Annotated in this window: 17 protein-coding genes and 2 tRNA genes; 11 read left to right on the forward strand and 8 right to left on the reverse strand. The window is 65.0% G+C overall.

What is annotated here, in order from left to right:
* Positions 1-4: 4 nt before the first annotated feature.
* On the reverse strand, positions 5-2,269 hold the full coding sequence (locus NJ75_RS07220) for an NADP-dependent malic enzyme (protein ID WP_039332981.1): 2,265 nt from the start codon (positions 2,267-2,269) through the stop codon (positions 5-7).
* A gap of 131 nt (positions 2,270-2,400) precedes the next feature.
* Positions 2,401-4,047 carry a hypothetical protein gene (locus tag NJ75_RS07225; protein WP_236727088.1) on the reverse strand — a complete coding sequence of 549 codons (1,647 nt, stop codon included), beginning with the start codon at positions 4,045-4,047 and terminating at the stop codon, positions 2,401-2,403.
* A 154-nt stretch (positions 4,048-4,201) separates the two neighbouring features.
* Between NJ75_RS07225 and mutS the strand changes: the two genes are divergently transcribed.
* Both mutS and NJ75_RS07235 read left to right on the forward strand, forming a co-directional pair.
* Entirely contained in the window at positions 4,202-6,778 is a 2,577-nt protein-coding gene (mutS, locus tag NJ75_RS07230; protein WP_039332982.1) for a DNA mismatch repair protein MutS, read from the forward strand.
* Positions 6,771-7,385 (forward strand): 5'-methylthioadenosine/S-adenosylhomocysteine nucleosidase, encoded by a 615-nt coding sequence (locus NJ75_RS07235; protein WP_039332983.1) that lies wholly within the window; start codon positions 6,771-6,773, stop codon positions 7,383-7,385. Before mutS ends, NJ75_RS07235 begins: the two co-directional genes overlap by 8 nt.
* Before the next feature lies 1 nt (position 7,386).
* On the opposite strand, the gene NJ75_RS23235 is transcribed toward NJ75_RS07235, so the two are convergent.
* Positions 7,387-8,031, reverse strand: a complete 645-nt coding sequence (locus tag NJ75_RS23235; protein ID WP_052242168.1) for an immunity protein Imm33 domain-containing protein — start codon at positions 8,029-8,031, stop codon at positions 7,387-7,389.
* Entirely contained in the window at positions 8,028-9,284 is a 1,257-nt protein-coding gene (locus NJ75_RS07245) for a NupC/NupG family nucleoside CNT transporter (RefSeq protein ID WP_039332984.1), read from the reverse strand. Before NJ75_RS07245 ends, NJ75_RS23235 begins: the two co-directional genes overlap by 4 nt.
* Positions 9,285-9,372: 88 nt before the next feature.
* Here NJ75_RS07245 and NJ75_RS07250 point away from each other — a divergent pair, with 88 nt between their 5' ends.
* From NJ75_RS07250 to NJ75_RS07280, 7 genes are all read left to right on the forward strand, one after another.
* The gene (locus tag NJ75_RS07250) at positions 9,373-10,020 is read left to right on the forward strand and encodes a queuosine precursor transporter (protein ID WP_039332986.1); all 648 of its coding nucleotides are present in this window, start codon (positions 9,373-9,375) and stop codon (positions 10,018-10,020) included.
* A 76-nt stretch (positions 10,021-10,096) separates the two neighbouring features.
* Positions 10,097-11,005 carry an acetylglutamate kinase gene (gene argB / locus NJ75_RS07255; RefSeq protein ID WP_039332987.1) on the forward strand — a complete coding sequence of 303 codons (909 nt, stop codon included), beginning with the start codon at positions 10,097-10,099 and terminating at the stop codon, positions 11,003-11,005.
* A 72-nt stretch (positions 11,006-11,077) separates the two neighbouring features.
* Positions 11,078-11,617 carry a hypothetical protein gene (locus tag NJ75_RS23240; RefSeq protein ID WP_052242171.1) on the forward strand — a complete coding sequence of 180 codons (540 nt, stop codon included), beginning with the start codon at positions 11,078-11,080 and terminating at the stop codon, positions 11,615-11,617.
* Between the two features lie 154 nt (positions 11,618-11,771).
* Entirely contained in the window at positions 11,772-12,071 is a 300-nt protein-coding gene (locus NJ75_RS07265) for a YggT family protein (protein WP_039332988.1), read from the forward strand.
* Between the two features lie 26 nt (positions 12,072-12,097).
* A complete protein-coding gene (gene folD / locus NJ75_RS07270; protein ID WP_039332990.1) occupies positions 12,098-12,991 on the forward strand; it encodes a bifunctional methylenetetrahydrofolate dehydrogenase/methenyltetrahydrofolate cyclohydrolase FolD in 894 nt (297 codons plus the stop codon).
* Positions 12,992-13,057: 66 nt separating this feature from the next.
* Positions 13,058-13,828, forward strand: coding sequence for a hypothetical protein (locus tag NJ75_RS07275; protein WP_039332991.1), 771 nt, complete (start codon positions 13,058-13,060; stop codon positions 13,826-13,828).
* A 4-nt stretch (positions 13,829-13,832) separates the two neighbouring features.
* Complete coding sequence (locus NJ75_RS07280; protein WP_039332992.1) at positions 13,833-14,453, forward strand: MarC family protein; 621 nt, start codon at positions 13,833-13,835, stop codon at positions 14,451-14,453.
* Positions 14,454-14,465: 12 nt separating this feature from the next.
* Here NJ75_RS07280 and NJ75_RS07285 read toward each other — a convergent pair whose 3' ends face one another.
* Both NJ75_RS07285 and NJ75_RS07290 read right to left on the reverse strand, forming a co-directional pair.
* Entirely contained in the window at positions 14,466-15,095 is a 630-nt protein-coding gene (locus NJ75_RS07285) for an LON peptidase substrate-binding domain-containing protein (RefSeq protein WP_039332993.1), read from the reverse strand.
* 5 nt (positions 15,096-15,100) lie between these two features.
* Complete coding sequence (locus tag NJ75_RS07290) at positions 15,101-15,997, reverse strand: tetratricopeptide repeat protein (RefSeq protein ID WP_039332994.1); 897 nt, start codon at positions 15,995-15,997, stop codon at positions 15,101-15,103.
* Between the two features lie 204 nt (positions 15,998-16,201).
* Between NJ75_RS07290 and NJ75_RS07295 the strand changes: the two genes are divergently transcribed.
* Both NJ75_RS07295 and katG read left to right on the forward strand, forming a co-directional pair.
* Positions 16,202-16,276, forward strand: a tRNA-Gly gene (locus NJ75_RS07295).
* Positions 16,277-16,669: 393 nt separating this feature from the next.
* Positions 16,670-18,889 (forward strand): catalase/peroxidase HPI, encoded by a 2,220-nt coding sequence (gene katG / locus NJ75_RS07300; RefSeq protein ID WP_039332995.1) that lies wholly within the window; start codon positions 16,670-16,672, stop codon positions 18,887-18,889.
* Between the two features lie 37 nt (positions 18,890-18,926).
* Here katG and NJ75_RS07305 read toward each other — a convergent pair whose 3' ends face one another.
* The gene (locus NJ75_RS07305; protein WP_039332996.1) at positions 18,927-19,904 is read right to left on the reverse strand and encodes a bile acid:sodium symporter family protein; all 978 of its coding nucleotides are present in this window, start codon (positions 19,902-19,904) and stop codon (positions 18,927-18,929) included.
* 137 nt (positions 19,905-20,041) lie between these two features.
* Positions 20,042-20,118 (reverse strand) — tRNA-Arg (locus NJ75_RS07310).
* Positions 20,119-20,132: the final 14 nt, after the last annotated feature.

The following is a 20,132-nucleotide window of genomic DNA, read 5'->3' on the forward strand; positions in this document are numbered from 1 at the left end:
AAACTTAACCCACAACCCCTGCAGCCGCCAGCACCGCCAGCGTCAGGATATCGGGCGCCAGCGAGGTCATCGGTGCGATCTGGACGGGCTTCTCCATGCCCAGCAGCATCGGGCCGATCACGGCATTGCCAGCCAGTTCGCGCAGCAGCTTGGCCGAGATGTTGGCCGATTGCAGGCCCGGCATGATCAGCACGTTGGCCGGAGCGGAAAGGCGGCTGAACGGATAGTTGGCCATGACCTTGGGGTTCAAGGCAGCATCCGGGGCCATTTCGCCTTCGTATTCGAAGCCCGGGTCTTCGGCATCGAGAATGGCCACCGCACCGCGGATCGATTCCAGCCAGCGGCCATAGGGATTGCCGAAGGTCGAGTACGACAGGAACGCAACGCGCGGTTCGTGGCCCATGCGCCGTGCGACGGCGGCCGTTTCCTTGGCGATATGCGCCAGGTCCTCGGCCGAAGGACGCTCGTTCACGGTCGTATCTGCCAGGAACACCGTATAGTTCTTGGCGACCATGAGATGGATGCCAAAGGGCAGGTGGCCGGGCTTGGGATCGAGAACGCGGCGCACTTCCTTCATCGACTGCGCGAAAGTACGCGTCATGCCGGTGATCAGTGCATCGCCATGGCCGAGCGCGACGAGCAGCGAGGCAAAGACGTTGCGGTCCTGGTTGACCATGCGCTTGACGTCACGCTCAAGATAGCCGCGGCGCTTGAGGCGTTCATAGAGGTAGGCAACCATCTCGGGCACCAGCGGCGAGACCGCGGAATTGTGGATTTCATAGGACGAAGGATCGCTGACGCCGAGTTCGGTCAGCAGATCGAGCACGCCCTGGGTGCGTCCGACCAGCACCGGGGTGCCATAGCCGAAGTCCTTGAACTGGATCGCGGCACGCAGCACCACCTCGTTCTCGGCCTCGGCAAAGACGACGCGCTTGGGATTGTCCTTGGCCTGGGCGAACACGTTGGTCAGCACCGAGGTTGTCGGGTTGAGGCGCGCCTTGAGACTGGTGCGATAGGCGTCCATGTCCTCGATCGGCTTCTGCGCCACGCCCGAATCCATCGCTGCCTGCGCCACTGCCGACGACACGACTTCCATGAGGCGCGGATCGAACGGTGCGGGAATGATGTAGTCGAGACCGAAGGTGTGGTTGATGCCGTAGGCGGCAGCGACTTCCTCGGGGACAGGCTCGCGAGCGAGCTGGGCAATCGCCTCGGCTGCCGCGATCTTCATTTCTTCGTTGATCGCGGTCGCCTGAACGTCGAGCGCGCCGCGGAAGATGAAGGGGAAGCCAAGGACGTTGTTGACCTGGTTCGGATAGTCCGACCGGCCCGTGGCGATGATGCAATCCGGGCGCACCGCCTTTGCTTCGGGCGGAGTGATTTCCGGGTCCGGGTTGGCCATTGCGAAGATGATCGGCTGCGGCGCCATCTTGGCCATCCAGTCCGATTTCAAGGCCCCGGCTGCCGAAAGGCCAAGGAAGATGTCTGCGCCGACCAGAGCATCCTCGAGGCTCCGGGCCGAAGTATCGACCGCGTGCGCGCTCTTCCACTGGTCCATGCTGTTCTCGCGGCCGCGGTAGATCACGCCAGAACGGTCGCACATGATGACGTTGTTGTGGCGCACGCCCATCGCCTTGATCAACGCGGTACAGGCAATGGCCGCAGCGCCCGCGCCGTTGACGACAACCTTGACGTCCTCGAGCTTGCGTCCGGTCAGGTGGCAGGCATTGAGCAGACCTGCGGCGGAAATGATTGCCGTGCCGTGCTGGTCGTCGTGCATCACCGGTATCTTCAGGCGGTCCTTCAGGGCCTGTTCGATGATGAAGCATTCGGGCGCCTTGATATCTTCAAGGTTGATGCCACCGAACGAGGGCTCCATCAGCGCAACAGCTTCGATGAAAGCGTCGGGATCTTCGGTGGCGAGCTCGATGTCGATCGAATCGACGTCGGCAAAGCGCTTGAAAAGCACGGCCTTGCCTTCCATCACCGGCTTGGAGGCCAGCGCGCCAAGGTTGCCAAGCCCAAGGATGGCAGTGCCATTGGAAATCACGGCAACAAGGTTGCCCTTGGCGGTGTAGTCATAGGCGGTGGCGGGATCTTCGGCGATAGCGCGGACCGGGACCGCGACGCCGGGAGAATAAGCCAGCGACAGATCACGCTGGGTCGCCATCGGCTTGCTGGCGATGATCTCGATCTTACCGGGGCGAATCGTGTTGTGGTAGAAAAGCGCCTCGCGTTCGGTGAAGCGGACGTTGCTTTCCTCGGACATGGTTCCCCCGTATCTGACCGGACTTGTTGTGATGGCAGTGTCCGACCTTTGACGTTACGTCAAGGCGCGCGGACACTGCAGAGTCGATGCAAATCTATCGAAAATGCCGGATGCGGAATCGGACTGCCGGTTTAGAGGTCCTTCGGCTGCCACGTCGGGATGCCGAGCCGCCTTACCTTGAACAACAGGCTGCGGCCCTCCTGCCAGACCAGTTGCAAGCGAGGATCGGCGCGTCGCGGCAAGCCGGTATCGATCAGCCAGACATAGTCCACGCGCTCGATCGGGGCGTACTTCAGCGCGGTATCGACGCTGCGACGCCAGCCACCGGCGCAACCGCGCGACCAGACGAACTCTGAAGGGTCCGCCGTGAAGTTGCGACCCGGACGAAAGCGCGGCACGACCATGTGCAGGCCGGGGACCGCCCAGTTGTCGTTGACCCAGGCCTGCCGGTAGAGGCTCGCGAGGCTGGCGAGGTGATCGCGGCGGGTGTTGCGCCAGGATTCGTCGAGGCACGAATGCTCCACGAAAGCGAGGACGCGGCTGCCGGGTTCGACATGGGTCAGCGCGGAAAGCTGCTTGTTGTAGTCTTCGGCATAGCCGTTGAAGCTCCATGCCGTCACGGTGAGGCGCACGGCAAGCAGGGCCATGCCGGCATAAGCGACCGCGCGCGCCCACTGCGGGCGGCGGGCGCCGCTCCAGTCCTGCAGGCCGAGGCCGAGCATGGCCGCGACCGGAAGGATGCGGATGTCGACGAAGGCCGAACCGTTGATGTCGCTCGGGATCGCAAGGAACAGCAGGAACACCATCAGCGCGGGCATGCCCTGCCGGAAGCGCCACTTTGCGCCGAGGAACGGCCCGACCAGCACCAGCAGGCAGGCGATGATCGTGGTCCCGGCATCGAGCAGCTTGGACTGGTCGCGCAAGGTCAGCACGAAGGACCACGCCTTCTGGTCCCAGCGCCAGATGTTCATCGACTGGACGGGCGGCGAAAACGCCTTCCACAGCACGATCGTGATCACCGTGGCCAGCAGCGGCCAGCAAGCTTGCCAGAGGCGCAAGCCAATCGCCTTCCAGTCAAGCGTGCGCAGCCACTGGCGGTTGGTCAGGTCGCGCCAGCGCCAACCTTCGGGCAGTTCGTCCATCGCGCGGCCGAAAGCATGGGCGCCTACCAGCAACGCCAGCAGCAAGCCGCCGATCGCGTGGCAGAGCATTGCCACCGGCTGCGCGACCACGAGCATCGCGGCGCGCGCCTTTGGGTTGCGTTGTTCAAGCCAGAGCGAGGCGCCGAACGCGGTCAGCGAAAGGCCGGTGGCAAGGATGTAGTTGAGGAAGCCCGTCAGCAGCGGGAAACTGAACACGAACATCAGCGACCATGCCGCGGCGTGCCCACCCTTGGGATTGAGCATGCGGATGGTCCACAAGCAGCCGCCTGCAAACAGGCCCGTGGCAAGCACCGTGCTCCACCAGCCTGCAGCGAGGATGCCGAACTGCGCTCCGAGCACCTTCATCAGCACGCCGCCGCCGATGTTCAGGGTGAACACCCACTTCCAGGTGAAGTACTGTTCGAGCGGATTGCCGGGGCCGGCAGCCTCGATCGCGGCGGCGCCCATGTGGCCGGGCACGTCGATCAGTGGCGGCACTTCGACCAGCGCGAAGGGGGCGCAAACGAGCAGCACTGCAATGAGGATGCCGGGGCCCGAAAGCCACGGCAGCGCTCCTGCGCGCGCCCAAGCGGCCTTCAGACCCTGGAGCCAATCCTTTTCGCGGACTTGCGTCAAACCGTAAGTACCCCCACAAGACCGGAACCGTCCCCATGCTGCCTGCTCTGCACAGGCTGTGCGCTGGAGTTGCGGATATCCCGGTGTCGATGGTTTGAGAAACACGTCGCGCTCGTCTAGCCACGTGCGCGTGACGCCTAATGCCCCAACTCCGATGATGGCGCAATATCTTGCGCTTAAACAGCAGGCTGGCGACTGCCTGCTGTTCTACCGCATGGGCGACTTCTTCGAGCTGTTCTTCGACGACGCCAAGATCGCCACGCAAGTCCTCGACATCGCGCTGACCAGCCGCGGCGAACACGGCGGCGCGCCGATTCCGATGTGCGGCGTGCCGGTCCATTCCGCCGAGGGCTACCTTGCCCGGCTGATCAAGGCGGGCTGCCGCGTGGCCATCGCCGAACAGGTCGAAACGCCCGAGGAAGCGAAGAAACGCGGTGGTTCGAAGGCGCTGGTGGCGCGCGACATCGTCCGATTCGTGACAGCGGGCACGTTGACCGAGGAAGCACTGCTCGAACCGCGCCGGGCGAACGTGCTGGCCGCGGTGTGCGAGGTGCGCGGCGCGATCGGCATTGCCGCCTGCGACATCTCCACGGGCCGCATGGAGCTTGAGGAATGCACGCCCGATGAGATGGGCGCGGCGCTGGCCCGGCTTGGCGCGAGCGAGGTGGTCGCGCCCGAATCATGGGAGAACGCGCCGATTGATTGCGTTTCGCGTCCGAATCGGTCGTTCGGCAGCGACGAAGGCGAGGTGCGGCTGAAGACCGTGCATGGGGTCTCCACACTCGACGGATTCGGGCAGTTCAGCCGCGCCATGCTGGCTGCGGCGGGCGGTCTCGTCGCCTACCTCGATCATGTCGGCCGTGGCGCGCTGCCCCTGATCCTGCCGCCGGTGGCGCGCGAGGCCGGCACGCACATGGCGATGGACGAAGCCACGCGCAGCAGCCTTGAGATACTGGTCAGTTCGAGCGGTACCCGGCGAGGCTCGCTGGTCGAGGCGATTGATCGCTGCGTAACGGGGGCCGGGGCGCGTCTCCTGGCCGAGGACCTGTCAGCCCCGCTGACCGATACGCGCGCGATCAACCGGCGGCTGGAACTGGTCAGCTGGCTCCACGACGATCCGCTGCTGCGGGGCGACATCCGCGGCATAATGCGCAGCCTGCCCGACGTCGGCCGTGCGCTGGGCCGGGTCGTGGCTGGGCGTGGCTCTCCACGCGATCTTGGCCAGTTGCGCGACGGGCTTTCCGAGGCACGCCGCCTGCACGACGTGCTGCGCGCGCGCTCCGACCGGCCCGGCCCGCTCGACGAGATGCTGCCCTCGCTATCGGGCCATGGCGCGTTGTGCGATCTCTACGCCCGTGCGCTGGTGCCAGCGCCGCCGACCGAACGGTCGCAGGGTGGCTATATCGCCGAGGGCTACGACGCCGCGCTCGACGAGTTGCGCCGGGTTTCCGGCAACGCCCGCCGCGCCATTGCGGCGCTGGAGGCGAAGTACCGCAACGATACCGGGGTCGCCGCGCTGAAGATCCGCCACAACGGCGTGCTGGGCTACTTCATCGAGGTTCCGGCGCGCCACGCCGACCGGCTGATGGCGCCCGAATCAGGCTTTACTCATCGCCAGACCATGGCGGGCGCAGTGCGCTTCAATGCGCTGGCCCTGCATGAGGAAGCCAGCCGGATTGCAGAAAGCGGTGGCCATGCGCTGGCAGCGGAAGAAGCGCATTTCGAGGACCTCGTCGGTCACGCCGTGCGCGCCAGGGAAGCGATCGCTGCCACGGCGGCAGCACTTGCCCGCATCGACGTGGCCGCGGGACAGGCCGAGCGGGCAGCCGAAGGCGGCTGGGCGCTCCCCCGCGTGGTGGACGAGCCCTGTCTTGAGATCACCGGCGGGCGGCATCCGGTGGTCGAGGCAGCGCTGGCGGCCAAGGGCGAGCGTTTTGTCGCCAACGACTGCTGCCTGCATCCGCAGGATCGGCTCTGGCTGGTCGGCGGGCCGAACATGGGCGGTAAATCCACCTTCCTGCGCCAGAACGCACTGATCGTGCTGCTGGCACAGGCCGGCGGCTTCGTGCCCGCGCAAGCCGCGACGATCGGCCTGGTCGATCGCCTGTTCAGCCGCGTCGGCGCATCGGACAATCTGGCGCGCGGCCGCTCGACGTTCATGGTCGAAATGGTCGAGACGGCGGCGATCCTGTCTCAGGCGACCGAGCGCAGTTTCGTCATCCTCGACGAAGTGGGCCGGGGTACATCGACCTACGACGGCCTGTCGTTGGCCTGGGCGGTGGCAGAGGCAATCCATTCGATCAACCGCTGCCGCTGCCTGTTCGCCACGCACTACCACGAGCTCTCGCGTCTTGCCGAAGCTTGCGATTCGCTCTCGCTCCACCACGTCCGCGCGCGGGAATGGAAGGGCGATCTGGTGCTGCTGCACGAACTGGCGGAAGGGCCGGCAGACAAGTCCTATGGCCTTGCCGTGGCGCGGCTGGCAGGCGTGCCGGCGCCGGTGATCAAGCGCGCCAAGTCGGTGCTGGAAAAGCTCGAGAAAGGCCGCGCCGCCACCGGTGGCCTTGCCGCAGGGCTCGACGACCTGCCCCTGTTCGCCGCCGCGATCGAAGCGGCAGAGGAAAAGGTCGATGCCCTGCGCGCGCGCCTGAACGGCCTCGACATCGATGCGCTGTCGCCCCGCGAGGCTTTGGATCTGCTCTATCAGCTGAAAGCCCAAGCCAATGGTTGAACTGACGCAGCTCGGCACCAAGCGTGCGCTGTTCGTGATGGCAGCAGAGCCTGAATATGGCCCGCACCTGCGCGCGCGGTTCGTGCCGCTGATTACCGGAATCGGCCCGGTGGAGGCCGCACTGCACACAGGCATTGCGCTGGCGCGACTGGAGGCGGCGGGCACCCTGCCCGACCTGATCGTCTGCCTCGGCTCGGCCGGATCGCGGCGCTGCGCTCTGGGCTCGATCCACCAGATCGGCAGCGTTTCGTGGCGCGACATGGACGCCTCGGCGCTAGGCGTGGAGCCGGGCGTGGTGCCCTATCTCGATGAGCCCAAGGACCTGCCGCTGGACACGCCGCTGGACCTGCCCATCGCCACGCTATCGAGCGGCGGCGACGTTGTCAGCGGCGATCACTGGAACCGGGTGAGCGCCGACATGGTCGACATGGAAACCTACGCCGTCGCCCGCGCCGCCCGCACCTTTGGCGTGCCGCTGATGGGCCTGCGCGGCGTGTCAGACGGCCCCGGCGAACTGGCCGGCGCGCACGACTGGCACAAGCTGCTGGGCTACCTCGACGGCGAACTCGCCAAGGCGGTAGACCTTCTTGCAGCGCATTACTGCTGATCTACTCGGCCCGGTTGTACTTGCCGGTTTCTAAATCGCGCATGAAAGCGCTGCCGATTGGCGCATCCAGCAGGGCAAGGAAGCTGTCATCCCTGTTCAGCAGAGCGCCCAGAGCGACGTAGCTGGCAGTGCGGTCATCGAGAGGATCGGCATCTGGATGGCCATCCGTCCCCCGTATTCGCCAACCGCTGTCGGGGTCTTTGTCGTCCTCGCCAGCCATGTCCGGCTCTTCGCGATAGATGTACTCGACCGGCACGCTTCCATCCAGCACGCAATCGTCGACAAGGCACCGCTCCCAGTACGTCTGATGCCGATGGAATGGCGGATGTGCTTCAGGATTGTCCCATTCGATATCGAGGATGTGCCCGACACCGAACGCCACCTCCAAGCCGATCTCCAGTCCCGGCTCCCACGGCTGATTGTCCAATGTTCCTGTGAAATCGAGCCCAGACTTGCGGGTGACTTTCGCCCACATGCGCTCTCCACTGTACTGCTGCGTCTCCCACTCATACTCGAAACCAAGCTTCACCAGATCGCCGACCGACACCTGCACCCGCTCCTCAAGCAGCGGGATGAAGAAGGTATAGGGAGATTCGGCAACAGCGGCATCGGCGTCGCGCAGATGGAAGGGGAAGCTGTCCGTCACAGAGACAGAAACAGCCCCGCCAATGCGGCGCTCATCAGATTGCTGAGCGCGCCTGCTACCAGCGCGCGGATGCCGAGTTTGGCGATGATCGGGCGCTGGTTGGGGGCAAGGCCGCCGGTTACCGCCATCTGGATCGCGATCGAGCTGAAGTTGGCAAAGCCGCACAATGCGAAGGTGACGATGGCAACGGTGTGGGCCGACAGCGCGGTGTCCTTGCCGAGTTCGATGAAGGCGACAAATTCGTTGAGCACGATCTTGCTGCCGAACAGGCCACCGGCCTGCATCGCCTCGCTCCAGCCGTCGGCACCCAGCAGGTAGAACACCGGCGCAAAGACATAGCCCAGCACCATCTGGAACGAGAGGTCGGGCGTGCCGAACCAGCCGCCGATCCAGCCGAGCACGCCGTTGGCGAGCGCGACCAGCGCGACGAACGCCAGCACCATGGCGCCCACGGCAACGGCGAGCTTCACCCCGGTCTGCGCACCCTGGCTTGCCGCCATGATGATGTTGGCGGGGCGCTCTTCCTCGTCCGAGGCGAGGCTGGGTTTGACGTGCGGGTTGGGCAGGGCCTCGTCGGCAACTTCGGCGGGCACCGGCGGCTCGTCGGGCATCATCAGCTTGGCCATCAGAATCCCGCCCGGCGCGGACATGAAGGCAGCCGCCACCAGATAGTCGATGCGGATGCCCATGCTGGCATAGGCCGCCAGGATGGTCCCCGCCACGCCTGCCATGCCCACCGTCATCACGGTGAAGAGCTGGCTGGGGTTGAGCGCGGCAAGATAGGGCCGGATCACCAGCGGCGATTCACTCTGGCCGACGAAGATGTTGCTGGCAGCGCAGAGCGATTCAACCTTGCTGATGCCGGTGACCTTTTCAAGCGCGCCTCCGATCCAGCGGATCACCAGCTGCATCACGCCAAGGTAGTAGAGGATCGAAATCAGCGCGGCGAAGAACACGATCACCGGCAGGGCCGAGATGGCAAAGCTGGTGCCGCCGATCGCCGGGTCCGCCAAGGGGCCGAAAAGGAAGGCCACACCGGCGCGGGCGAAGCCTAGCAGGCTTTCGACCCCGCCCGCTGCGCCCTGCAGCAGGCGATTGCCGACCGGCACGTACAGCACCAGCGCGGCGAAACCCGCCTGCAGGGCAAAGGCCGCGGCTACCACGCGCAGGCGGATCGCCCGGCGGTTCGACGAGAGCAGGAAGGCGAGGGCAAGGATGAGCACCATCCCGAGAAGACTTGAAGCGACACGCATCGGGAAGGATCTGCTCCGCACGCAAATTGGTTTCAGCCGAATCTAATAGCGAATTGGCGGGAGGTTAAAAGCGCGCTATCGGCCCGAAATGCACGATACCACCGCGCCCGCCATCGCAATCCCCCGTTCGCTGTTCCTCTTCGCGCTGTTCTATGGCGGCATGGTGACGTTGGGCGGTGTGCTGGGAGCAAAGCAGGTTGCGCTTGGTCCGCTGGCGGTGGAGGCCGGGATATTTCCCTTCCTCACTCTCGTCGCCATTTCCAGCGGGATAGCCGAGCTTCATGGCAAGGACGCCGCAGACCGCCTTGTCCGCTATGGCTTCCTGCCGCTGGCCTTTGCCATCGCGCTGACGTTGTTCGTGCTGAACCTGCCGACTGACCCGGGCATGTACGAACCGGCCAAGGAAGCCTTCCCGATCATCCTTGGCCAATCGTGGCGCATGATGCTAGCCGGGATCATGGCCTATGGCGTGTCGGTGACGCTGAACGTGTGGATCTTCAACCGCTTGCGTGGTGCGGCTGGGCGGTTTCTTGCCGTGCGCGGTTTCATTGCCGCGGCACTTTCGCAGGTTGTCGACACCCTGATCTTCATTTCGGTTTCGTTCTATGGCGTACGGCCTATTGCCAGCCTGATGGCGGGCCAGATGCTGGCCAAGGTCGTGCTGTCGGCAGTGCTGGTGCCGCTGATCATTGCGCTGGTGATGAAGATCGGTCGCAGGCTCGACAGCCCATCCTGATTGGACGGCATAAGCTGCCGTCACGCGCGCAACGCCAATATTGGATTCTGCAAGCATTGCGCGTAAGGGCGCGCGCATGAGCCAGAACCACGACCCCGCGATGCTTGCCAAGGCAGAGACCCTGACCGAGGCGCTGCCCTATCTCCAGCGCTATGCCGGCAAGACTTTCGTGGTGAAGTATGGCGGCCACGCGATGGGCGATCCCGAACTGGCGCAGGACTTTGCCGAGGACATCGTGCTGTTGAAGGCCGTGGGCATCAACCCGGTCGTCGTCCACGGCGGCGGGCCGCAGATCGGGCGAATGCTGAAGGCGCTGGGCATCGAATCGCAGTTCGTCGACGGCCTGCGCGTGACTGACAAACAGACCGCCGAAGTGGCTGAAATGGTCCTGGCCGGCGCCATCAACAAGGAACTGGTCAGCTGGATCGCCCGCGCGGGCGGCAAGGCCATCGGCATTTCCGGCAAGGATGGCGGCATGGTGGTCGCCCGCAAGGTCCAGTCGAAGAAGTCGCCCAAGGCCATCGAAGGCGAGGATGGCGATCCGATCGTGGTCGACCTCGGCTTCGTGGGCGAGCCCGACCGCATCGACACGACCGTGATCGACACCATCGTCAACGCCGGAATGATCCCCGTGATCGCGCCGATCGGCGTCGGCGAGGATGGCGAGACCTACAACATCAATGCCGACACCATGGCAGGTGCGATTGCCGCCGCACTCGGTGCCTCACGCCTGTTCCTGCTGACCGACGTTCCGGGCGTGCTCGACAAGGACAAGAACCTGCTGACCGACCTCAGGCCCGCCGACATCGCGCGACTGGCCGAAGACGGCACCATCAGCGGCGGCATGATCCCCAAGCTCGAGACATGCGTCCACGCCGTCGAGGCGGGCTGCGAGGCGACGGTCGTGCTTGATGGCCGCGTGCCCCATGCCATGCTGCTGGAGATCTTCACCGCGCGCGGTGCGGGGACGCTGATCCGCGCCTGAGGCGCCGATTCGACCGGAGATTATGTTTCCATTAAGCGCGGAACCGGATCGGCCCGCGTTCGTCCCTGCGGCATGATCCGCACCGCTCTTGTCACGGCCGCCATGTCGGCGCTGGTCTTTCACCTTGGCGGTTGTCAGCGGGGACCGGCGTCGCCTGCAGAAGACAGCACCGCGATGGCTGCGCCCGCTGCTCAGCCGACAGCCGGTCCTGCACAGCGATTGGAGCCTGCAGCATCCGGAAAAGTGGCTCAGCCCTCTCTTGCCAAGCGGCCCGAGGACGTGCTCGATGCCTTTGCCGCCGCCATCGAAGCCCGCGACTGGCGCAGTGTCCGCGCTTTCTGGGCAGACAAGGGGGATCGCAGCGGCATGGACGCGAGGCTTTTCGCCGAGACTTGGGGCAGGCTCAAGGCTCCTTCGGTAGTGATCGGCGAAGGCCAGCAGGAAGGCGCGGCGGGTTCGATCTATTATACCGCCCCGGTGGTCATAACCGATGGTGACCGCACGATAACGGGCGACGTGATCTTGCGAAGGGTCAACAACGTGCCCGGAGCGTCGGCGGAGCAGCTGCGCTGGCATATCGACAGCACGACGCTCAACCCAGGCAAGCCCTGAGGACAACAGCGGCGAAGCTTGCCTAAATTGTAAGTAGCACATACAGAGCCGCGCAAGTGTCGCCCCGTAGCGACACTGCGGGCACTTGTGGCCCGGCAAGAGGGTCGGCTAGGAGCATGGCTCGCTCTCAATCTGCCGACGAGGATATGCACCGATGCTGCTTTACACGCTGATCGCCATGATCAACTACCTCGTGAACATCCTTGTCGTAGTCGTCATCGTGCAGTTCGTGCTGAGCCTGCTCATCTCGTTCAATGTCGTCAACATGCACAACAACGCGGTTGCCGCAGTGTGGAAGGCCCTGAACGCTATCCTTGAGCCGATGCTGCGCCCGATCCGCAAGATCCTGCCCGATACCGGCGCGCTCGATTTCTCGCCGATGGTACTGATCATCGGCCTTAACCTGCTGACGATCCTGCTGAGCGGCATTGCCGCATCCTCGGCGGGAATGTGACACACAAACTCGCTGGATTATAGACGATGACTGCTGCCGTGATCGACGGAAAGGCCTTCGCCGCCACCCTGCGCGCCCGCGTGGGCGATCTTGCCGCTGCGTTCGAGGCCCAGGCCGGGCGCAAGGCTGGCCTGGCCGTGGTGCTGGTGGGCGAGGACCCGGCAAGCAAGGTCTATGTCCGCTCCAAGGGCAAGAGCACGGTGGAAGCGGGCATGAACAGCTTCGAGCACAAGCTGCCAGCCGAAACGTCCGAGGCCGATCTGCTGGCGATGGTCGAGCAGCTCAACGCTGATCCCGCGGTCGATGGCATTCTCGTGCAGTTGCCGTTGCCCAAGCATATCGACGAGCAGAAGGTCATCGCCGCGATCAACCCCGACAAGGACGTCGACGGCTTCCACGTCACCAACGCCGGCCGCCTTGCCGTGGGCCAGCCGGGTTTCGTGCCCTGCACGCCGCTTGGCTGCCTGATGCTGCTCAAGGACAAACTCGGCAATCTATCGGGCCTCGACGCGGTGGTGATCGGCCGCTCCAACATTGTCGGCAAGCCGATGGCGCAGTTGCTGATCGCGGAAAGCTGCACGGTGACGGTGGCGCATAGCCGCACGAAGAACCTCGCAGACGTGGTGAAGCGGGCTGATATCGTCGTGGCTGCCGTTGGCCGACCAGAGATGGTCAAGGGAGACTGGATCAAGCCCGGCGCGACCGTGATCGACGTAGGCATCAACCGCGTACCCGGCGCCGAAGCAGGCAAGACCAAGCTGGTGGGCGATGTCGACTATGAAAGCGCCGCGCAAGTCGCCTCGGCCATCACGCCGGTGCCCGGTGGCGTCGGCCCGATGACGATCGCGGTGCTGCTGCGCAACGCGCTCGTCGCGGCCTATCGCAACGAGGGTCTGGATCTGGCGGCGGACGCAATCTGATCTGCCCCTTGGCGGGATAGGTTTGGCGGGGTGGGCAGGCTGCAGCGCATCGGCTAGGCTGGTGTGATGAAGCGCCTGATCCCCCTCGCATTCCTCCTTGCAGCCACGCCCGCACTCTCTCAATCGGCCCCGGATTCGCAAGAGCCTGGCCGCCCGCAGCGCGCCTATGCCAATCCTTCTGCGCTGATCGCCGCGGACATCGGCTTTGCCCGGCTGGCGCGGGAGAGGGGACAATGGACCGCCTTCCGCGAGACGGCGGACGAGACCGCCGAGATGTTCGAAGACGGACGCCAGCTGGCCAGGACATTGCTCAAGGACCGCAAGGACCCGCCCGCGACGGTAAAGTGGGCTCCGCACCTTGCATGGATCAGCTGTGACGGCACCGCAGGGCTGACCTATGGCGCATGGCAGGGACCGTCGGGAGGGGACGGCGAATACGTCACCGTGTGGCAGCGCCAGTTCAAGGGCAAGGTCGACTGGAAATGGGTGCTCGATGACGGGCAGGACCTCGCCTCGCCATTGGGCGAGGTGGACTGGGCCGAGGGCAAGGTTGCCGATTGCCCGGCCCGTCCTCGTCCGCCTGGAGACCCAGCGCCGCAGCCCGGCAGCAAGCGCGAGCGCAAGGAGGGCGGCAAGCTGCCGCCCATGCGTCCGCTTGCCGGAGCCATTCCGGCAGCCGAAGGCGGCGACAGCAAGGACGGCCAATCGCGCGACGGCAGCCTGGCCTGGCGTTCGACCGTTCTGCCTGACGGCAACCGTCGCTTCACTGCTTGGATCTGGAAAGACGGCGCGATGCGCGAAGTGATCGCGCGCAACTTTAAAGCGAACGGAGCCTGAGGCGATGCTGCAGCTATTCCTCTCCGCCTTCGTCACGCTGTTCGTGGTCATCGACCCGCCCGGCTGTGCGCCGATCTATGCGGGCCTCACCGCCAACGCGACGGCGAAACAGGCGTTCTCCATGGCCTTGCGCGCCTGCCTGATCGCCACCGGCATCCTGCTGGTCTTTGCATTGTTCGGCGAGGATCTGCTGGGCGCATTGCACATCGAACTCGACAGCTTCCGCATTGCCGGCGGCATCATGCTCTTCCTGATCGCGCTCGACATGGTGTTCGAGAAGCGCACCGAACGGCGCGAGGAGCGGGCCGAGAAGGTACGTTCCGCCCAGCCGCAGGTGGAGGACGTCTCGGTCTTCCCGATGGCCATGCCGATGCTGGCCGGCCCCGGCTCGATCGCATCGGTCATGCTGCTGACGGCACGGGCCAACGGGCTGGAGGAAACCGCCGTGATCCTTGGGGCGCTCGCCGTGGTGATGGTGCTGAGCTTCATCGCGCTGGTCGCGGCGCGACCACTGATCCGGGCGCTGGGTTCGCAGGTGGAGGCGGTGATCACCCGCCTGCTCGGCGTGCTGCTGGCGGCTCTCGCAGCGCAGTTCGTGATTGACGGAATTCAGGCCCAGTTCTGAAGTTCGTTGCAACTACTGCAACGTCACCCGCCCGCCATCGTCGCTGTCGCGCTTGCCGAAGAACTGCATGAGCTGGACCAGCAACTCGCACCGTGCCGCCAGCGAATCGGCTTCGAGCAGGGCCTGCTTGGCCGCTGCGTCGAATGGGGCGATCTGCGAGACGCCGTTGATCAGCGACATGTCATCCAGCCGTCCGACCGAATCCCAATCGACCGCATAGCCCTGCGCATCGGCGAAGCGGCGGGCTTCCTGTTCGAAGGAAGCGCGCTCGACCGCGCTGAGCGCTTCTGCCATGTCGTCGGCGAGGAGTTCGGCTTCGATCTGGCGGAACGGGGTGGTCACGTCCAGTTCGCGGATCATGCGGAACCTGGCGATGCCTTCAAGCACGAGATTGAACCGCCCGTCCTCCAGCGCCTCGACGTCGGCGATCTTGCCGACACAGCCCACGCTGAACAGCGGCGCGCCATCGACCGGCGATTGCGGCTGGATCATCGCGATGCGCCGATCACGCGCCAGTGAATCGCTCACCATCGCACGGTAGCGGGGTTCGAAGATATGCAGCGGCAGTTGCAGGCCTGGATAGAGCACCGCGCCTGTCAGCGGGAAGATCGACAGGCGCGTCGTGTTTGCGCTCGCGCCCATCACGCTCAACCGAACAGCACGGCGGAGAGCTTGCGCCGCGTGGCCGCAACCCAGGGATCCTCCAGCCCGATCGCTTCGAAAATCTGCAGCAGGCGGGCCTTGGCCGCGCCCTCGTTCCACTCGCGGTCGGCGGCGATCATGGCAAGGAGCTTGGCGGCAGCCTCGTCTCGCTGGCCGGCGGCATAGAGTCCGTTGGCGAAGGCAAGCTGGGCGTCCATGTCGGCCGGGCGTTCTGCCGCCGCAGCGCGCAGGGCAGCGAGTTCGCCCTCTTCCGGCGCATCCTCGGCCAGTGCCAGCGCGGAGCGCGCTTGAGCGAGGGCCGGATCCGCAGCGAGCTTGGGGTCGAGCGAATCGAGTACGGCCTGTGCTTCGTCCTTCTGGCCTGCCGCGATCAATGCGCGCACGAGGCCGGCGTGGGCCTGAGCATTATCGGGCGCGATCTCGACGATCTGGGCAAAGATGCTGGCAGCGCGTTCGCCATCGCCTTCAGCCAGCACTTCCTCGCCCATGGCAAGCAGCGGCGTCACGTCCTGCTCGGGCTCGCCCGCCTGCACCGGCAGCTTGGCGAGGATCTGGTCGAGGTACTGCTTCAGCTGTGATTCGGTGCGCGCAGGTGTCAGGTCCGCCACCGGCTGGCCCTGAAACATCGCATAGACCGTGGGGATCGAGCGTACCTGGAACTGCGCGGCGATGAACTGTTCCTCGTCGACGTTGACCTTGGCGAGGACCACGCCCTTGTCGGCATATTCTGCGGCGACCTTTTCGAGCACTGGCGTGAGCGCCTTGCACGGCCCGCACCACTCCGCCCAGAAATCCAGGATGACGAGCTTGGTCATCGACGGCTCGACCACGTTCTTGCGGAAGCGGTCCACTGCCTTCTGTTCGTCGAGATTGAGCCCCATGCTGGCCAAGATGCGTCTCCGGTCGATGTTTTCAGGTTTGCCGCACAATGTGGGAACGCTTCGCGCTTCGGCAAGGGGAATCGGGGGTTTTGCGAAAGACTTCGCCTTCGATGCATTTTTGGTGTTGCGCTCTTTCCGAGTCGCCGTTAGAGGCCCCCACACCCCAGCCGGACGGGGCACTTCCCACCGGCCAGAAACGCACGAGCGGGCGTAGCTCAGGGGTAGAGCACAACCTTGCCAAGGTTGGGGTCGAGGGTTCGAATCCCTTCGCCCGCTCCAGTTTCCACTATCACCTCATCGTTGAATTCGGGCTTGGTTCCTCCCTTCGGGGAAACCTTACTGCTCGATTTGCAAGTGCGGTGCCTTGCCCGTGGGGTTGTGGGCCCGGCCTGCGCCGGGGCGACGATCCTTGCTGATCGTTGGTTAGCCGGATGCTGGCTCGCAGGTTCTTGGCTTGCGAAGCGACTTCCCACTTCGTGCGTCATCCCGGCAAAGGCCGGGATCCATTCACTTGGGTTCGCGCATCTCTCATCGGAACCATTGCTGAATTGCGACAGGATGAACAACCTTCGCGATAACTGTGATAGAACTAACCCGTTGGTCTGCAAACATTGAGCGAATTATCCGATTGCCAGCCCGCTATCGCGCGGGGCAACAGGAGGAGAGAAACTCATGCAGATCAGCAGGATTGCACTGGCCGCCGTGCTTGTGGCCGCCTTGCCGCTCGGCAGCGCTGCAATGGCCGAAACCGTTACGCCGACGAGCGAGCCCGCTGCGAAGGAATGGTATCCCAAGACGCTCGACCTGACCGCGCTGCGCCAGAACGAGGCGACCAAAGCCAATCCCTATGGCCCGGACTTCGACTATGCCAAGGAATTTGCCTCGCTCGATCTCGATGCGGTGAAAGCCGATATCCGCAAGGTGCTGACAACGCCGCAGCCGTGGTGGCCCGCCGACTATGGCCACTACGGCCCGTTCTTCATCCGCATGGCCTGGCACAGCGCGGGGACATATCGCACCGGCGACGGGCGCGGTGGTTCGGACGGCGGCGAACTGCGCTTCGAGCCGCTCAATTCCTGGCCGGACAACGTCAACCTCGACAAGGCCCGCCGCCTCGTCTGGCCGATCAAGCAGAAGTACGGGCGCAAACTTTCGTGGGGCGACCTGATGGTCCTGACCGGCAATGTTGCCATGGAGGACATGGGCTTCAAGACCTTGGGCTTTGCCGGTGGCCGCGTCGATGCCTGGCAGCCTGACCTCGTGTTCTGGGGACCCGAGACCAAGCTGCTCGACGACAAGCGCCGGGATGGCAAGGGCAACCTCAAGGGGCCGTTGGGCGCGACGCAGATGGGCCTGATCTACGTGAACCCGGAAGGCCCGAACGGCGTGCCCGATCCTCTTGCGGCTGCGGCCGACATCCGCCGCGCCTTCGGCGCAATGGCGATGACCGATGAAGAAACCGCGGCGCTGATCGCTGGCGGCCACACCTTCGGCAAGGCGCACGGCGCGCACAAGCCCGAGGAATGCGTCGGCAACGATCCGGGGCAGGGCAAGATCGAGCAGCAAGGCCTTGGCTGGGCCAACAAATGCGGCAAGGGCAATGCCGAGGACACGGTGACGAGCGGGCTGGAAGGCGCATGGTCGGCCAACCCGATCGCCTTCACCACGCAGTATCTCGACAATCTTTACGGTTTCGAATGGGTCAAGACCAAGAGCCCGGCCGGGGCGACGCAGTGGATCCCGAAGGACCCGGCGGCGGCAAACCTCGTACCCGACGCGCACCGGCCCGATGTGCGTCACGCACCGATTATGTTCACCACCGACATCGCGATGCGCGAGGACCCCGGTTTCCGTAAGATCACGCAGGGCTGGCAGAAGAACCCGCAAGCCTTCAGCGACGCCTTTGCCCGGGCCTGGTTCAAGCTGACCCACCGCGACATGGGACCGCAAGCGCGCTACCTTGGCAAGGATGCGCCGAAGGTGACGATGACATGGCAGGATCCGCTGCCCAAGGCGAACTACGCCATGGTCGACGCCGCGGACATTGCCGCACTGAAAGGCAGCATCCTGTCATCCGGCCTGACCACGGCCGAGCTGGTGCGCACGGCCTGGGCCTCGGCCTCGACCTTCCGCGCGACCGATATGCGCGGCGGGGCCAACGGTGCTCGCGTGCGGCTTGCCCCGCAGAAGGACTGGGCGGTCAACGATCCGGCAGAGCTGGCGAAGGTGACGGCCAAGCTCGAGGCAATCCGCCTCGGCTTCAACAAGGCGGCCAAGGGTGGCAAGCAGGTGAGCCTGGCTGACCTGATCGTGCTGGGCGGCAATGCCGCGATCGAGCAGGCAGCCAAGGCCGCAGGGCATGACGTGAGCGTGCCGTTCACGCCGGGCCGGGTCGATGCCACGCAAGCGCAGACCGACGTCGAATCGTTCAATTACCTCCAGCCAGAGGCCGATGCCTTCCGGAACTACTACGCGGCGGATTCCTTCTACGGGCCGACCGAAGCGCTGGTCGACAAGGCAGACATGCTGGGGCTGACCGTGCCGGAGACGACCGTGCTGCTGGGCGGAATGCGAGCACTCGGCGCGAATGCCGCTGGATCGAAGGCGGGCGTGTTCACCGACCGTCCCGGCACGCTGAACAATGACTTCTTCGTCAACCTCCTGTCGATGGACACGGTTTGGACGAAAGCGGCCGCACCCGGCCTCTACGAGGGCAAGGACCGTGCAAGCGGTGCCCTGAAGTGGACGGCGACGCCGGTCGACCTCGTGTTCGGTTCGAATTCCGAACTGCGCGCGGTAGCGGAAGTCTATGCCTCGGATGACGCGAAGGACAAGTTCGTGGCCGACTTCGTGGCGGCCTGGACCAAGGTGATGAACGCCGACCGTTTCTGATCGGTCAACCAATGCAGGGCGGCGGCGGAGCGATAGGCTACGCCGCCGTTTCCTGTTCGGGATCGCGCTGCCCCAGCCGCGGCGCGATCAACGCGCAGGCGATGAGCTGGAGTTGATGGAACACCATCACCGGCAGGAGCACGATGCCGACCGAAGCGGCCGGGAACAATACACCGGCCATTGGCACACCCGAGGCCAGGCTCTTCTTCGAGCCGCAGAACAACAGGACAATGGCATCCTCGCGCGGTAGCTTCATCGCCTTGGCGGTCTGCCAGGTTGCAGCAAGGACCAGCGCCAGCATGACGAGGCAGACCAGCGTGAGCACGAGCAGGCTTAAGGGGGCAACGCGCTGCCACAGTCCCTCGACCACGGCGGCGCCGAACGCGGCATAGACGACGAGCAGGATCGAGCCGCGATCGACCTTGCCCACCCATGCCTTGTGGCGGGCGATGAAGCCGCCGATCCACGGACGCAGCAGGTGCCCCGCCACGAACGGGAGGAGCAACTGCAGCACGATCGTTTCGGCAGAGGCCCAGGAGAACCCGCCTGTTGCCCCGCCCATCAACAGCGCAACAAGCGCCGGCGTGACGAAAATCCCGGCGAAGTTCGAGAACGATGCAGCGCAGACCGCAGCCGCCACGTTCCCGCGGGCGATGGCGGTAAAGGCAATCGAGGACTGGACCGTGGAGGGCAGCAGAGCAAGGAAGAGCAAGCCCGCACCGAATTCGACCGGGAGAAACGGCAGGGCGCGAGCGGCAAGCCCCAGCAGCGGGAACAGCGCGAAAGTCATCGCCAGCACGGCCAGGTGCAGTCTCCAGTTGCGGGCCCCCTCCCAGATCGCTTCACGCGACAGCTTGGCACCGTGGAGAAAGAACAGCAGCACGATCCCCGCATCTGCCGCTCCATCGACCAGCGGCACGAATGCGCCGCGCGCCGGCAGCACGCTGGCGAGGACGACCGTTGCAACAAGAGCGAGCAGGAATGGATCGAGCAGGGAGGCGATGCGCCGGAACATATAAAGGACCTGCTTCAACGAAAAGGGTGCGGACCTCTTGTGCGCTTGCGACAGTGTGTCAAGGCACAGGGTTCTGGCGTTGGAGCAGGGACCTGACACTGGCGCGCGCAACTGGCGACCGTCTCAGCGAATGGCAATGGCGCACCCGACAGGATTCGAACCTGTGGCCTTTGCCTTCGGAGGGCAACGCTCTATCCAGCTGAGCTACGGGTGCAGGGCCGAGACGGC

Origin of the sequence: Novosphingobium subterraneum (assembly GCF_000807925.1) — a bacterium.
GTDB classification, from domain to species: domain Bacteria; phylum Pseudomonadota; class Alphaproteobacteria; order Sphingomonadales; family Sphingomonadaceae; genus Novosphingobium; species Novosphingobium subterraneum.

Excerpts from the sequence above, each read along its gene's own strand:
- NJ75_RS07220 (WP_039332981.1), bottom strand. The coding sequence starts at position 2,269 with ATGTCCGAGGAAAGCAACGTCCGCTTCACCGAACGCGAGGCGCTTTTC.
- mutS (WP_039332982.1), top strand. The coding sequence starts at position 4,202 with ATGATGGCGCAATATCTTGCGCTTAAACAGCAGGCTGGCGACTGCCTG.
- NJ75_RS07235 (WP_039332983.1), top strand. The coding sequence starts at position 6,771 with ATGGTTGAACTGACGCAGCTCGGCACCAAGCGTGCGCTGTTCGTGATG.
- NJ75_RS07245 (WP_039332984.1), bottom strand. The coding sequence starts at position 9,284 with ATGCGTGTCGCTTCAAGTCTTCTCGGGATGGTGCTCATCCTTGCCCTC.
- NJ75_RS07250 (WP_039332986.1), top strand. The coding sequence starts at position 9,373 with ATGCACGATACCACCGCGCCCGCCATCGCAATCCCCCGTTCGCTGTTC.
- argB (WP_039332987.1), top strand. The coding sequence starts at position 10,097 with ATGAGCCAGAACCACGACCCCGCGATGCTTGCCAAGGCAGAGACCCTG.
- NJ75_RS23240 (WP_052242171.1), top strand. The coding sequence starts at position 11,078 with ATGATCCGCACCGCTCTTGTCACGGCCGCCATGTCGGCGCTGGTCTTT.
- NJ75_RS07265 (WP_039332988.1), top strand. The coding sequence starts at position 11,772 with ATGCTGCTTTACACGCTGATCGCCATGATCAACTACCTCGTGAACATC.
- folD (WP_039332990.1), top strand. The coding sequence starts at position 12,098 with ATGACTGCTGCCGTGATCGACGGAAAGGCCTTCGCCGCCACCCTGCGC.
- NJ75_RS07275 (WP_039332991.1), top strand. The coding sequence starts at position 13,058 with ATGAAGCGCCTGATCCCCCTCGCATTCCTCCTTGCAGCCACGCCCGCA.
- NJ75_RS07280 (WP_039332992.1), top strand. The coding sequence starts at position 13,833 with ATGCTGCAGCTATTCCTCTCCGCCTTCGTCACGCTGTTCGTGGTCATC.
- NJ75_RS07285 (WP_039332993.1), bottom strand. The coding sequence starts at position 15,095 with ATGGGCGCGAGCGCAAACACGACGCGCCTGTCGATCTTCCCGCTGACA.
- NJ75_RS07290 (WP_039332994.1), bottom strand. The coding sequence starts at position 15,997 with ATGGGGCTCAATCTCGACGAACAGAAGGCAGTGGACCGCTTCCGCAAG.
- katG (WP_039332995.1), top strand. The coding sequence starts at position 16,670 with ATGCAGATCAGCAGGATTGCACTGGCCGCCGTGCTTGTGGCCGCCTTG.
- NJ75_RS07305 (WP_039332996.1), bottom strand. The coding sequence starts at position 19,904 with ATGTTCCGGCGCATCGCCTCCCTGCTCGATCCATTCCTGCTCGCTCTT.